Below are 13,436 nucleotides of genomic sequence, written 5' to 3' on the forward strand. Positions count from 1 at the left end.
AGCCGCTTCAGTTCGCTGACCACCGCGGCCTGGGTGTACTGGGCGATCATGTGGCCGGAGTCGACGCCGGGGTCGGCCGCCAGGAACGCCGGAAGACCATGGGACCGTGCGACATCCAGCATCCGGTCGGTGCGGCGTTCGGCCATGCTCGCCACGTCGGCCACCGGGATCGCCAGGAAGTCGAGCACGTAGGCGACCGGGGCGCCGTGGAAGTTGCCGTTGGATTCCAGGCGTCCGTCGGCCAGCACCACCGGGTTGTCGACGGCTGCGGCCAGCTCCCGGCCGGCGACCAGTTCGGCGTGCGTCACGGTGTCCCGGGCCGCGCCGTGCACCTGCGGCGCGCAGCGCAGCGAGTAGGCGTCCTGCACCCGATTGCAGTCGGGCCCACGGTGACTGGCCACGATGTCCGAGCCGGCCAGCGCGGCCGCGATCCGGGCGGCGGAGCGGCCCTGTCCCGGATGCGGGCGCAAAGCCTGCAGGTCGGCGGCGAAGACCCGGTCGGTGCCGAGCAACGCCTCCACGCTCATCGCCGCGGTGATGTCGGCGACGTCGAGCAGCATGGTGAGGTCGGCCAGCGCGAGCACCAGCATGCCGAGCATGCCGTCGGTGCCGTTGGTCAGCGCCAGGCCCTCCTTCTCGGCGAGGACCACCGGCTGGATGTCGTTGAGGCGCAGCGCTTTTCCGGCGTCCATCACGGTGCCCGCGGCGTCGGTGACCTCACCCTCGCCCATGAGCGCCAGCGCGACGGCGGCCAGCGGGGCGAGGTCGCCGGAGCAACCGAGGGAGCCGTACTCGTGCACGACCGGGGTGATGTCGGCGTTGATCAACGCGGCGAGCGTGGCGGCCGTCTCGGGCCGCACGCCGGTGTGGCCGGTGGCCAGGGTGCGCAGCCGCAGTACCATCAGCGCGCGGACCACCTCACGCTCCACCGGGCGACCGGCGCCCGCGGCGTGCGAGCGGATCAGCGAGCGCTGCAACGCGACCCGGCTCTCGGCCGGGATGTGGCGGGTCGCCAGCGCACCGAACCCGGTGGAGACACCGTAGGTCGGCACCGCGCCCGCGGCCAGCGCGTCGACGTGGGCCCGCGCCGCGGCCAGCCGATCCTCGGTCGCCTGGCTGAGGTGGACCTTGGCGCCGTGCCGGGCGACGGCGACGACCTGCTCCCCGGTGAGGGGTGCGTCGAGGGCCACGGTGGGTAGCTGTGCGGTGTCGGGCATGGCCACTATTCCACCGTCGCGACGGGCGGCGGAGAACGCGAGCCGGTGCGATAGTGTCTGATATCCAAGACACGCCGAGGAGATGGCATGGGAACCAGCAGTGACGTCCCGGCGTTGCGTCGCGGTTTGGCGGTGTTGCGACTGCTGGCCGGACGAGCCGGACCCATCTCGGCCTCGACGATCGCGCGCGAGCTCGACCTGCCCAGGTCCACCACCTATCACCTGCTCGGCGAGCTGGAGGCGGCCCGCTTCGTGACGCGACTGCCCAGCGAGCGGCGCTACGGACTGGGCATCGCCGCGTTCGAACTCGGCTCGGCCTACCTGCGCCACGATCCGCTGGAGCGGCTGGCCGGACCGCTACTGCGCGAGCTGGTCGAGCAGGTGGGGCACAACGCGCATCTCGGCGTGCTGCACGGCAACGAGCTGCTGTATCTGATCAAGGAGCGTCCGGTTCGGCCGGAAACCCTGGTCACCGGCGTCGGTGTCCGGCTGCCGGCCCATCTCACCGCGTGTGGCCGGGCCATCCTGGCCCATCTGCCGCCGGCGCAGATCCGCGCGCTGTTCCCGTCGGCGGCTGCGTTCGTGCGCCGCACCGAACGGGGGCCGAACTCGTTGCAGGCGTTGCGCACCGTGCTGGCGACCGAACGCCGTCGCGGCTGGGCCTGCGAGGACGGGCACGTCACTCCCGGTTTCGCGTCGGTGGCCTATCCGGTCTTCGATCACAACCACAGTCCGATCGCGGCGATCAGCGTCACGCTGCGGCACCACTGCGAGGTGTCGCCGTGCCCGGCGGACTGGGCGCCGCTGGCGGCCCGGGTGCGCGCCACCGCGGATCAGCTGACCCAGCGCATCGGCGGCCGGTGATCGCTCAGCGCTTGCGCCCGACCCGCCCCAGGCGGCCGAGGGCTTTTCGATCGGCTCGGCCGCGTCGGGATGCCACTGGTTCACCGGCACCACGCCGGGCTCCACCAGTTCGAGATCGCGGAAGACCTCACGGATCTGATCGACGCTGCGGACGTAGTACGGAACCGCGCCGGTTTTCGCGTAGTAGTCCGATAGGCGGACCAGTCGCTGATCCTCCGTAGTGCCCTCGTACATACCGAAATAACTACCGGATGGAATGGCGTCCTGTAGCGCACCGGTGATGCGGATAACGTCGTCCCAAGTGCGTGCGTGACCGAGTACGCCCATGAACATGACGGCAATTGGCTTGTTGAAGTTCAGAATATTGCGTGCCTCTTGCACAATCTGTTCAGGATTGTGGAAATCGGATTCCACGAGTGCGGTGACGCCCTCGTCGGTGGTGTTGATCAGCAGGGCCCGCGCATGCGCCAGCACGAGCGGATCGTTGTCCACGTAAACGATCTTGGACTCGGGCGCGACACTCTGCGCGACCTCGTGCGTGTTCTGCATCGTCGGCAGTCCGGTGCCGATGTCGAGGAACTGCCGGATGCCCGCCTCGGCGGCGAGATGACGCACCATGCGGATCAGGAATCGGCGCGATTGCCGGGCCATCGTGCCGATATCCGGGAATACCGATTCGCCGGACTCGCCGGCAATGCGGTCGACTTCGTAAAAGTCCTGTCCCCCGAGCCAATAATTCCAGATCCGTGCGGAGTGCGGTACATCGGTGCGGATCAGCCGATCGTTTTCGCGGACCATGATGCGGCTCCTAGCAGGGTAAGGCGACGTGCGGCTGACTGTACAAGCGCCCACGAACGCGTGTCGGCAGATTCGGAGATAAACATCAAAGAGTCAGAATGGACACGAGTCGCCGAACGAACGGGAATCGTTTGTGCACGGGCGCCATCGGCCCGACACTCTACCGCCGCCCAGCCCTCGGCCGGAGCTGTGGCCCGGAACACTCCACCAAGTAGGTTGTGCACAACTTAGTTGTGGGCTACGTTGTTGGCATGGCCGATCCCCTCCACCTCGACGAGCAGCTGTGCTTCTCGCTCTACGCGGCGTCGAGGGCGATGACGGCGGTCTACCGAACAAAGCTCGAAAAGCTCGGGGTCACCTACCCGCAATACCTCGTACTGCTGGCTCTCTGGGAGCGCGACGGACGCAGTGTCGGCGAGCTCTGCCAGGCGCTGGCACTGGATTCCGGAACACTCTCACCGCTGTTGAAGCGACTGGCGGCCGCGGGACACATCGAGCGCAGGCGTTCGGCCGAGGACGAACGTCGCGTCGATATCCACCTCACCGAACACGGGCGGGCGCTGCGCGCCGAGGCCTGCGGCATTCCTGCGCAGATGTCGGCCGCCAGTGGGCTGTCCATGGACGAATACCTGATGCTGCAGGCCAGCCTGCGGCGACTGACCGAAGCACTGACATCGACCCTCGAACAAGGAGAATGACATGCAGATCCTGTACACCGCAGAGGCATTGGCGACCGGCGACGGGCGCAACGGGCACGCCAGGACCACCGACGGCAAGGTGGACGTCGCCCTCGCCGCGCCCAAGGAGATGGGCGGCAGCGGCGAGGGCACCAACCCCGAACAGCTGTTCGCGGCGGGCTACGCGGCCTGCTTCCACGGCGCCCTGCGCCTGGTCGGCAAGCAGGCCAAGGCGAATATCGACGACTCGGCCGTCGGCGCGAAGGTCGGCATCGGCCCGAACGACGCGGGCGGGTTCGGGTTGACCGTCACCCTCGAGGTCTCGCTGCCGCACCTGTCCCGTGACGAAGCGCAGGCGCTCGCCGACAAAGCCCACCAGGTGTGCCCCTACTCCAACGCCACCCGCGGCAACATCGACGTCGACGTAGTCGTCGCCGAAGACTGAGCGGAGGGCCGACATGCGTGCTGTAGTCATCGAGCGCTTCGGAGATCCCAAAGACGTACTGACCACAGCGGAACGGCCGGTACCCGAGCCAGGCGAGGGCGAGATCAGGGTCGCGTTGATCCTGTCCCCCATCCACAATCACGACCTGGCCATCGTGCGTGGCGTGTACGGCTACCGGCCGGCGCTGCCCGCGATCCCCGGCACCGAAGGCGTCGGTATCGTCGACGCGCTCGGCCCCGGCGTCACCGGTTTGACTGTCGGCCAACGGGTCACCGTGTCCGGCGCACAGAACGTCTGGGCCGATTACTTCCTCGCGAAGGCGGCCCAGGCGGTGCCGGTGCCGGACCAGGTGTCCGACGAGACCGCCGCGCAATTGCTCGCCATGCCGCTCAGCGCGTTGATGCTGCTCGAAGACCTCGAGCTGGCCGAGGGCGACTGGATCGCCGTCAACGCGGCCAACGGCGCGGTCGGCAGGCTCGTCAATGTGCTTGCGGGGCAACGCGGTATCCGGGTGCTCAATCTGGTGCGCGGGCCGAAGTCGGTGGCGGCGCTGCAAGCCGATGGCTTCGAGCCGGTGTTCGACACCGAGGCCGACGGCTGGCGCGACGCGGCCACGGCCGCGACCGCGGGCGCGCCGATCGTGCGGGCGGTCGATCAGGTGGGCGGCCGTGCGGCCGACGACCTGCTGGCCTTGCTCGGCCCCAAGGGCTGGCTGATCTCGTTCGGCGCGCTGTCCGGGCAGCCGTTGAGCTTGAACCCTGGCACGCTCATCTTCAAACAGGCCGTGGTGAAGGGCTTTTGGGGGTCGAAGCGGATCGAGGAAACACCGGCCGAAGACCGGCGGCGTCTGATCGGCGAGCTGCTGTCCGCGGCTGCCGAAGGGGTGCTGCGCCTGGAAGTCGAAGCCACCTTCGGGTTGGACTCGGCGGCCGAAGCGGCGATCGCCACCGAAAGCCCCGGACGACGCGCGAAAGTCGCCCTTTCACCGAAGGTTTGACGCTGCTCAGGGGCGCGGTTCGAGGACGGCCATCGCGGCATTGTGACCGGCAATGCCACTGACCCCGCCGCCGCGAACCGCGCCCGCGCCGCAGAGAAACACGTTGGCGTGCGCGGTGGCGACACCCCAGCGCGTGGCCGCGTCCACCGGGGAATCGTCCGCACGGTAGGGAAAAGCCAAGTCGCGGTGGAAGATATGCCCACCCGGCAGGCCCACCTCACGTTCCAGGTCCAGCGGCGTCTTCGCCTCCAGACAGGGCTCGCCGCGCTCGTCGACCGCGAGACAGTCCGCGATCGGTTCGGCCAGCACCGAATCCAGCTGAGCCAAGGTCGCTTCGACCAGTTCGGCCTTGACCCGGGCCGGGTCTTTCGCGAAAAGCTTTGCCGGGGTGTGCAGGCCGAACAGCGTCAGGGTGTGCATACCCTGTGCCGCCAACTCCGGCGACAGGATCGACGGGTCCGTCAAGGTGTGGCAGTAGATCTCCGAGGGCGGCGCGGACGGGATCCGGCCGATCGCCGCCTCACCGTAGGCCTGGTCGAGTTGTGCGTACGATTCCGCGATATGGAAGGTGCCCGCGAACGCCTCGCCGGGGTCGACCGCGCTGTCCCGCAACTTCGGTAGGCGGCGCAGCAGCATGTTGATCTTCAGTTGTGCGCCTTCGGGTTTCGGGTCGGCCGGTGCGCCGAGCAACCCGGCCAGTTCCTGGGGCGCCGCATTCACCAGTACATGACCCGCGGCGACGGCGCCGCCGGCGAAACTCACCTCGGCCTCGTCCCCGTCGGTGGCGACGGCGGTGACCGCACAGTCCGTGACGAGCTCCGCGCCGGCCTTGCGTGCCGCGGTGGCCAGCGCGTCGGTCAGCGCGCCCATGCCGCCGATCGGCACATCCCAGTCGCCGGTGCCGCCGCCGATCACGTGATAGAGGAAGCAGCGGTTCTGGCGCAGGGTCGGATCGTGGGCATGGGTGAACGTGCCGATCAATGCGTCGGTGAACACTACGCCGCGCACGGTGTCGTCATGAAAGGTCGATTCGACGAGTTCGCCGAGGGGACGCTCGAACAGCGAATCCCACACGGCGGCATCGCCGATGAGCTGCCGCAGCTCGGCGCGGGTCGGCAACGGCTGGGTCATGGTCGGGAAGACCCGCTCGGCCAGCCGGGCCGTCGTGCCGTAGAACTGTTGCCACGCAACGAAATCCCGGTCCGATCCGGTCAGGCGCACGAAGCTGTCCCGGGTGCGCGCCGCGGAGCCGGTGTCCACCAGCAATCCGCCCGCACCGACCGGCGTATAGGACGAGATCCGCCGGCGGCGCGTCGCGAACGACAAGCCGAGTTCCGCGACGATCTGCCGCGGCAGCAAGCTCACCAGATACGAGTACCGGGACAACCGGGCGTCCACCCCGGCGAACACGCGCGCCGACACGGCCGCGCCGCCGGTGTGCGATTGCCGCTCCAGCAGCAACACCGACCGCCCGGCGCGCGCCAGATACGCGGCGGCCACCAACCCGTTGTGGCCGCCGCCGACGATCACCACGTCATATCTCGATCGTGTCGGCTGCATCTGTACTGGATAGCACGGGAACGCCCGGCTCGGTTGCCGGAACCGGACAGGGCGCGGCGGCTACTCGGTGAAAGCGACGGCGCCCGAGGGACAGATGTCGACGGCCTCACGAACGGCGGCCGCACTTTCCGGGCCGGGGTCGGCGGTGACGACTTCCACGAGGCCGTCGTCGTCACCCTGGTCGAAGACGGCGGGCGCGGTCAGGGCACAGAGGCCCGCGCCTACGCATACGGAGCGGTCGGCGGTGACGTGCATGGGAACTCCTTTCGCGGTCGGACTCGGTCACCAGGTGACCGGAAGTGCGTTCACGCCTTGGATCGTGGTGCCGGGACGCAAGGTCAACTGCTCGGTGGGCACGGCCAGGCGCAGGGTCGGAATACGCTCGAGCAGACCGCCGAGGATGATCTCGAGCTCCAGGCGGGCCAGATTCTGGCCGAGGCACTGGTGCACGCCGTAACCGAACGCGATGTGCTGGCGGGCCGAGCGGTGCACATCGAAGGTGTCGGGCTCGGCGAAGACCGAACCGTCGCGATTGGCAATGGAATTCGAGACGAGCACGCCCTCGCCCCGCTTGATCACATGGCCGTCGATTTCGATGTCGGCCTTCGCGAATCGGCCGCCGGCGATATCGGCGATGGCCAGGTAGCGCAGCAGTTCTTCGACCGCGCCCGGAATCAGCGACGGGTCGGCGCGCAGGGCCGCATGCTGGTCCGGATGCTCGAGCAGCGTGATCACCGACAGCGACGTCATCGAGGCGGTGGTCTCGTGTCCCGCGACGAGCAGCAGGATCGAAGAGGAGACGAGGCCCTCGCGGTCGATCTCGCCGCGCGCCAGCTGCTCCGTGACCAGGCTCGACAGCAGCCCGGGGCCGGGCTCGGCCTGCGACCTGGTGATCAATCCGTCCAGGTAGACGGCGAGATCGCGCCGCGCGGCGATCGCGCCCTCCGCGGTCGTCGACTGCACCAATCGCCGGCTGGCGTCCTGGAAGAATTCGTGGTCCTCGTACGGCACGCCGAGCAGTCGGCAGATCACCATGGACGGTACCGGCAGCGCGAACTGACCGACCAGGTCGGCGGGCGGCCCGGCGGCGAGCAGGTCGTCGATGAATCCGTGCACGATCTTCTCGATATCGGCGCGCATGCCCTTGACCCGCTTCAGGGTGAACTCGCTGATCATCATCCGCCGCTGGATGCTGTGTTCCGGCGGGTCCATGCTGATGAAAGCCGGCTTGCTCGCCTGGAAGACCCGGAAGCGGGGCGAAACGGCGGGGAAGTTCGCGTGCGTGCGGTCGGCCGATAAGCGCGGATCGGCGAGCAGGGCGCGGGCGGTTTCGTGTTTGGTGACCACCCAGGCTTGCGCGCCGTCGAAGAGCGTCACCCTGTGCAGCGAATCCTGCTCGTCGCGCAGCTTCGTGTACTGATCGGGCAGGCGATACGGGCAGGTGCGGTTACTCGGGAAGGCGGGCGGGTCGTCGGTTCGGGGTGTCACAACTGTGTCGTTCATCGGTCCCCTCGAGATCGTAAGATACTCTTAGTACTCTATTTTTAGATTAGAGTGTCTTCCCAAGCAACGCAACGCTTTTCAGGAGCCAGCCGCCAGTGAAAGTCCAGCAATCCGTCGACGCGGCGGCCCACTACCGGAAGAACACGCGCAGGCGCGGCGCGGAATTGGAGCAAGCCATCCGCACCGCGACCCTGGACGAACTCGCCGAGGTGGGCTATTCCGCGCTCACCATGGACCGGGTCGCGGCTCGGGCGCGCACCAGCAAAACCGTCATCTATCGGCGCTGGGCGAGCCGTGCCGAACTGGTCGTCGACGCCTGCAAATCCGGTGGTGTCTCCGACGTCGATCTCCCCGACACCGGTGCGCTCCGCACCGACGTGATAGCCCTGCTGCGACAGATGTCGGCGAAGCTGGCCACGCCGTTCGGCGGCATCATGCGCGGCCTGCTGGCCGAAATGACCCGCGACGCCGAACTCGGCCGCCTCATCCGGGAACGCGTGCAGCGGGTCGGTTCGTCGGCGATCCACGTCATCCTGGAACGTGCCGTCGACCGCGGCGAAGTGGACCGCGCAATCCTGACCTCCCGCCGCGCCACCGTCGCCCCCGACCTCCTGCGCAACCACTTCCTCCTCTTCGACGCCCCGGTCACCGATGACGTCATCCTCGACATCGTCGACGACATCTACCTTCCCCTGGTTCTGCGTCCCCATTCCTGAACGCGACCTCCCGGCGTTCGTGCGGCCGGCCTCGAAGCAGTGGCGGGGCACGGGAATTAGCACGGCCATGACTCGCTGAAGTTCTGCTTCACGCACCAGGCGCGCCGGGTTACGAATCGGTGCCGAGGTTGAGATTCCGCTCACTGACGCGTGCGGAGACGGCGATCACAGGACATCCTGATCTTGCTGGATACGGGCTCGACCGACGGTGCGCGGCAGAATCGAAGGAGCAACAGGAACGTGCGACCGAAAAGGGCACTGACGTGGGTTTCCCTCACCGCGACCGCGGTGCTGCTGGCCGCGAGCTGCGGCTCGGCCTCGAACGACGCGGACCCGGACACCCCGCCGCGGCCGGGCACACTGCTCGCCCAGCGGCCGCTCACCAACGGCGGTCCGACGATCGCCGCGGCGGCCGCCTCGGCAACCTATTTCCGCTACATCTCCACCGCACCGGACAAATCCCCCATCGAGGTGTCGGGCGCGGTGTACTTGCCGAAAGGCACCGCGCCGGAAGGCGGTTGGCCGTTGGTGGCCTACGCGCACGGCACCGCGGGCGTGGTCAGTGACTGCGCGCCCACGAACTCGCCCGCGCTGTACGGCAACGACGTGACCGTGGCCAACCTGCTCGACGCCCACAAGGCGGTGGTGATGACCAACTATCAGGGCCTCGACGGGCCGGGTGCGGCGCCGTACCTGCACGCCGAATCGTCCGGGTACGACGTGCTCGACTCCGTCCGGGCGGTCCGGCAACTCGACCTGCCGTTGACGAAAAAGGTGGTGCTGGTGGGCCTTTCGCAGGGCGGGCGGGCCACCGAGTCCGCGGCGGAGACGGCCGCGACCTACGCGCCGGAACTCGAGCTCATCGGGGATGTGCTGTTGTCGCCGGCGCTGCGCAGCGAACTGGCCCGGGCCGCGGAGACGAAAACGCTGACGGTCGGGCAGTACATGCTGCTGCCCTACCTGGTGTCGGCGGTCCGCTACAGCGACCCGGACTATTCGTTCGACAAGGTGCTGCACGGTCCGCTGCTCACGGCCGCACCGCGGCTGGAAGGGCTCTGCACCGGGCAGACCACGCTGAAGGACCTGGCCATCGGTCAGGCCGCGACGCCCGCTGCCGCGCAGTTCGTCGACGACGCGGCGCGGCGCGCACTAGCCGATTACGAAGCCGGCGGCAACCTGCCCAAGGCCGCCACCGACATTCCGACCTTCATCGCCCGCGGCGACAACGACGATCTGGTCAGCACCGCGTGGACCAACCAGGCGGTCGCCGACATGTGCTCGCTCGGCACGAATCTGGTGGACAACGTGCTGCCCGGCGGACACGAGGCGTGGCGGGCCCGCGGCGAGTCGGTGACCGCGTGGATCAACGACAGATTCACGGGACAGCCCGCCCCGGCCACCACGTGCCGCCGATGAGGCGCCTGAAAGCCGGTGCGGCGCTGCTGATCCTGACGGTGTCCTACTACGTCGTGCAGGCGGTGGTGGCGGCGCGCTGGGCCGAGCCGGGGTACGGCTGGGCCGGCAACATGATCAGCGACCTCGGGGTGCCCGAATGTCTCGGCGACATGGGGCAGTACGGGTTGGTGCCGTCGCGCTACATCTGCTCGCCGTGGCATGCGGTGATGTCGTCCGAGTTCGTGCTGCTCGGTGTGCTCGTCCTCGGGGCGGCGTGGTGCCTGACGCCGCTGTTACCGAAAACCCTTCTCGGACGGACTGTTCCCCTCCTGGCCCTGGTCAATTGCGTCGCCATCGTGCTCGTCGGCCTCTTTCCGGGAAGCGCGGACGAGGTTCCCGGCGGCAGCCGGGCGCGCGCCGTCCTGCACCCGACCGGGGCGATCGTCGAGCTGGTGACCGGCCTGGCGATCATGATCATCATCGCCTGGCTCTATCGGCGTCATCGCGGATTCACGCTCGCCACCGTCGCGCTGATCGTCGTCACCGTGTTCGGCATGATCGCCAGTCTCGCCACCGATCATCTCGGCCTGGGCGCCGGTGCGGCCGAACGCCTGGCGATCGATCCGTTCGTGCTCTGGCGGATCCTGACCGGTGTCGTTGTCCTGGCCGCACTCCCCCGGCTCGCCCGGCAGGCCGACCGAGACTGACCCGCCGACCCGTACTCAGCCCGTACCCGGTGTCCCCACCGGGTACGGGTGTCGTGACCCGCTCAGACCACGGTGGTGGTCAATGGTGCCGAGTCACGTTTGGCCGCCTGGCGCGCGGCGATCCGGTCGCGGCGTTCCTCGAACTTCAGCATGTCGCTCTCGTACTTCGCGAGGAAGGCCGCGAGCTGCTCGCGGGTCTGCTCGCCGCGGGCGGTGAAGTCGGTGCGCTCGAACACCTTCCAGATCCGCAGCACCGGCATGATCACGTCTTCGAGGTGCTGGCGCATGTCGTAGATGCCGTGTTTGGCCATCAGCGCGCCGTAGCGGCGGAAGTTCGGGTTCTCCGCGCCCGGCATCTGGAAGTTCATCAGCGTGAGCGTGATCGCCTCGAGCGCCTGATCCGGCACCAGGTCCAGCGCCGCGCCGCACATGTTCCGGTAGAAGATCATGTGCAGGTTCTCGTCGGCGGCGATGCGCTGCAGCATCTTGTCCGCGATGGGGTCGTTGCACACCCGTCCGGTGTTGCGGTGGCTGAGCCGGGTCGCGAGTTCCTGGAACGTCACGTAGGCGACACCGAGCAGGAAGCCGGCGTTGGGCACCACATCCGGGTCGACTTCGCGGCGTTCGGCCACGGCCAGCGGGTCGAACCCGGTCGTCATCGCCGCCATCCTGGCGTTCTCCAGTTCGACCGGGTCCACGCCGCGGCTGACCACCAGGTAGTCCCGCATCACGATGCCGTGCCGGTTCTCCTCGGCGGTCCAGCGGCCCACCCAGGTGCCCCAGGCGCCGTCCTGGGAGAAGTTCTCGGCGATCACCCGGTGATACGAGGGCAGGTTGTCCTCGGTGAGCAGGTTGGTGATCATGGCCGCCTTGGCCACGTCCGATAGGCGCGACTGCTCCGGATCCCAGTCGACGCCGCCCAGCGCGGCGAAGTTGCGTCCTTCGTCCCACGGCACGTAGTCGTGGGGGTGCCAGTCCTTCGTCATCGACAGGTGCCGGTCGACATTCGCCGCGGCCACCGGCTCGAGCTCGATGAGCAGCTCCAGCTGGGTCAGATGACGCCCCATATGTGTTTCCCCTCAGACGTTTCGGCTCACCCGGGACGCGGACGGATCGCACCGTCCGCGCGACAACCTCCGCGAGCCTACGGATCCGTAGGTGCCAAATCAACCGCCGTCCCCAGCTTGCCAGGTACCGCCGCGTACCCGCTGATCAGCGGCTTACGCCGGCGGCAGGGGCAGGAACCGGGCACACGCGGCGGGCAACCGCACCGCGGTCCGCTGGGTATTCTCACAGACGACGCGCGGACGATGGCGCGTCGTGAGGAGTCCACCATGACTGGGTTCGATCGGCCGCACGACTTTCCCGGTTCGCGATGACGGCGCTTCGCGTGCAGTTCAGCATGCTCGGCGCGGTGGAACTCTCGATCGACGGCGTTCGCCAGCCGCTGGGCGGCCCGAAGCAGCGGGCGGTCCTGGCGTACCTGCTGATCAACGCGAATCGCCCGGTCGCGGTGGAGGCGCTCGCGCAGGCGGTCTGGGAGGAAAACCCGCCGCCCGATATCCGGGTCAGCCTGCACACCATCGTGTCCAATCTGCGCAAGCCGTTGCGGGACAACGGCATCGAAGCGCGCTCGGTCTTGGCGCAGGTCGGTGCGGGCTACCGGGTCGCGGTGGCCGAGGACGCCAGCGACGTGCAGCGCTTCCGGGTGCGGAAAGAGGCCGGGTTGCGCGCGTTGACCGCGGGCCGCTTCCGCACCGCGAGCGAACTGCTCTCCAGCGCGCTCGGCCAGTGGCGCGGGCCGGTGCTCGCGGACCTGCGCGGGCTCGCGTTCGCCGACGCCTACGCCGCCGTGCTCGACGACGACCGGCTGTGCGCGATCGAAGCCCGCGCCGAAGCCGATATCGCCCAGGGACGGGCCGAGGCCGTCATCTCCGAACTCGCGCTGCTCGTCGCCGACCATCCCCTGCGAGAACCCTTGTGGGAGCAGCTGATCACCGCGCTCTATGTGTACGGCCGCCAATCCGACGCGCTCGACGCCGCCCGCAGGCTGCGCGCGACCCTCGCCGACGAACTCGGCATCGATCCCGGCCCGCCGATCCGCGAACTCGAGGCGCGCATCCTGCGACAGGAGCCGCTCGAGTTCCGCGCCAGGGCGGCGGCGACCTCGTTTCGTGCCACCACCATCGTCGATCAGAGCGCGGGCGGACCCACCGCTCTGCTGCGTGATCGCTGCGGCACCACCTACGCGATCACCGGCACCATCACCCGGATCGGCCGGCTGTCCGACAACGACATCGTGCTCGAGCACGGCAAGGTCAGCCGCCATCACGCGGCGATCCTGCACAACGGGCTCACCTACCTGATCAAAGACCTGCTCTCCTCCAACGGCGTCTTCGTGGACGGGATGCGCATCGTCGACAGCGAGGCGCTCACCGACGGAGCCGAGATCCGGATCGGTGACTACGAACTGATCTTCACGCTGGTGCGGCCGGAACAGGAAGGGTGAGCGACGCCGCGGACTGGCTACCCGCAGCGCCCTGAGTTAGCATGCGCA

13 protein-coding genes and 1 pseudogene are annotated in these 13,436 nt (G+C 68.5%); 8 read left to right on the forward strand and 6 right to left on the reverse strand.

The window, feature by feature from the left end; all coding sequences use genetic code 11:
- Positions 1-1,217: histidine ammonia-lyase (locus tag TY25_RS30580; protein WP_042261919.1), on the reverse strand; the 1,217-nt coding region annotated here is incomplete at its 3' end.
- 87 nt (positions 1,218-1,304) lie between these two features.
- Here TY25_RS30580 and TY25_RS30585 point away from each other — a divergent pair.
- Complete coding sequence (locus TY25_RS30585; RefSeq protein WP_029898029.1) at positions 1,305-2,081, forward strand: IclR family transcriptional regulator; 777 nt, start codon at positions 1,305-1,307, stop codon at positions 2,079-2,081.
- Positions 2,082-2,168: 87 nt separating this feature from the next.
- Here TY25_RS30585 and TY25_RS42050 read toward each other — a convergent pair.
- Positions 2,169-2,879 (reverse strand): annotated as a pseudogene (locus tag TY25_RS42050) (SAM-dependent methyltransferase); the annotation flags it as partial.
- Between the two features lie 251 nt (positions 2,880-3,130).
- Here TY25_RS42050 and TY25_RS30590 point away from each other — a divergent pair.
- Genes TY25_RS30590 through TY25_RS30600 form a run of 3 tightly spaced genes read left to right on the forward strand, consistent with a single transcriptional unit; the run spans position 3,131 to position 4,998 of the window.
- Positions 3,131-3,577 (forward strand): MarR family winged helix-turn-helix transcriptional regulator, encoded by a 447-nt coding sequence (locus tag TY25_RS30590; RefSeq protein ID WP_042261923.1) that lies wholly within the window; start codon positions 3,131-3,133, stop codon positions 3,575-3,577.
- A gap of 1 nt (position 3,578) precedes the next feature.
- Positions 3,579-4,001: an organic hydroperoxide resistance protein gene (locus TY25_RS30595; RefSeq protein ID WP_014984153.1), complete on the forward strand. Its 423-nt coding sequence runs from the start codon at positions 3,579-3,581 to the stop codon at positions 3,999-4,001.
- Positions 4,002-4,014: 13 nt separating this feature from the next.
- Positions 4,015-4,998, forward strand: coding sequence for a zinc-binding dehydrogenase (locus TY25_RS30600; RefSeq protein WP_042261925.1), 984 nt, complete (start codon positions 4,015-4,017; stop codon positions 4,996-4,998).
- Positions 4,999-5,004: 6 nt separating this feature from the next.
- Here the strand turns inward: TY25_RS30600 and TY25_RS30605 are convergent, their stop codons facing one another.
- The 3 genes from TY25_RS30605 to TY25_RS30615 are packed head-to-tail and all read right to left on the reverse strand — an operon-like array spanning position 5,005 to position 8,061.
- Positions 5,005-6,558, reverse strand: a complete 1,554-nt coding sequence (locus TY25_RS30605; RefSeq protein ID WP_042261928.1) for a phytoene desaturase family protein — start codon at positions 6,556-6,558, stop codon at positions 5,005-5,007.
- A gap of 60 nt (positions 6,559-6,618) precedes the next feature.
- Positions 6,619-6,813 carry a ferredoxin gene (locus tag TY25_RS30610; protein ID WP_042261932.1) on the reverse strand — a complete coding sequence of 65 codons (195 nt, stop codon included), beginning with the start codon at positions 6,811-6,813 and terminating at the stop codon, positions 6,619-6,621.
- 27 nt (positions 6,814-6,840) lie between these two features.
- Positions 6,841-8,061, reverse strand: a complete 1,221-nt coding sequence (locus TY25_RS30615; protein WP_042261934.1) for a cytochrome P450 — start codon at positions 8,059-8,061, stop codon at positions 6,841-6,843.
- A gap of 95 nt (positions 8,062-8,156) precedes the next feature.
- Between TY25_RS30615 and TY25_RS30620 the strand changes: the two genes are divergently transcribed.
- The 3 genes from TY25_RS30620 to TY25_RS30630 all read left to right on the forward strand — a co-directional run bounded on the left by TY25_RS30620 (position 8,157) and on the right by TY25_RS30630 (position 10,879).
- Positions 8,157-8,777, forward strand: a complete 621-nt coding sequence (locus TY25_RS30620; RefSeq protein ID WP_042261937.1) for a TetR/AcrR family transcriptional regulator — start codon at positions 8,157-8,159, stop codon at positions 8,775-8,777.
- 240 nt (positions 8,778-9,017) lie between these two features.
- The gene (locus TY25_RS30625; RefSeq protein ID WP_226887383.1) at positions 9,018-10,193 is read left to right on the forward strand and encodes a lipase family protein; all 1,176 of its coding nucleotides are present in this window, start codon (positions 9,018-9,020) and stop codon (positions 10,191-10,193) included.
- On the forward strand, positions 10,190-10,879 hold the full coding sequence (locus TY25_RS30630; RefSeq protein ID WP_146153997.1) for a DUF998 domain-containing protein: 690 nt from the start codon (positions 10,190-10,192) through the stop codon (positions 10,877-10,879). The genes TY25_RS30625 and TY25_RS30630 overlap by 4 nt, the downstream gene beginning before the upstream one ends.
- A 62-nt stretch (positions 10,880-10,941) precedes the next feature.
- Here the strand turns inward: TY25_RS30630 and TY25_RS30635 are convergent, their stop codons facing one another.
- Entirely contained in the window at positions 10,942-11,946 is a 1,005-nt protein-coding gene (locus TY25_RS30635) for an acyl-ACP desaturase (RefSeq protein ID WP_042261943.1), read from the reverse strand.
- Between the two features lie 308 nt (positions 11,947-12,254).
- Between TY25_RS30635 and TY25_RS30640 the strand changes: the two genes are divergently transcribed.
- Positions 12,255-13,388: a BTAD domain-containing putative transcriptional regulator gene (locus TY25_RS30640; protein WP_042261945.1), complete on the forward strand. Its 1,134-nt coding sequence runs from the start codon at positions 12,255-12,257 to the stop codon at positions 13,386-13,388.
- Positions 13,389-13,436 lie beyond the last annotated feature (48 nt).

This window comes from Nocardia brasiliensis NBRC 14402 (genome assembly GCF_000308475.2).
Lineage (GTDB): Bacteria > Actinomycetota > Actinomycetes > Mycobacteriales > Mycobacteriaceae > Nocardia > Nocardia brasiliensis.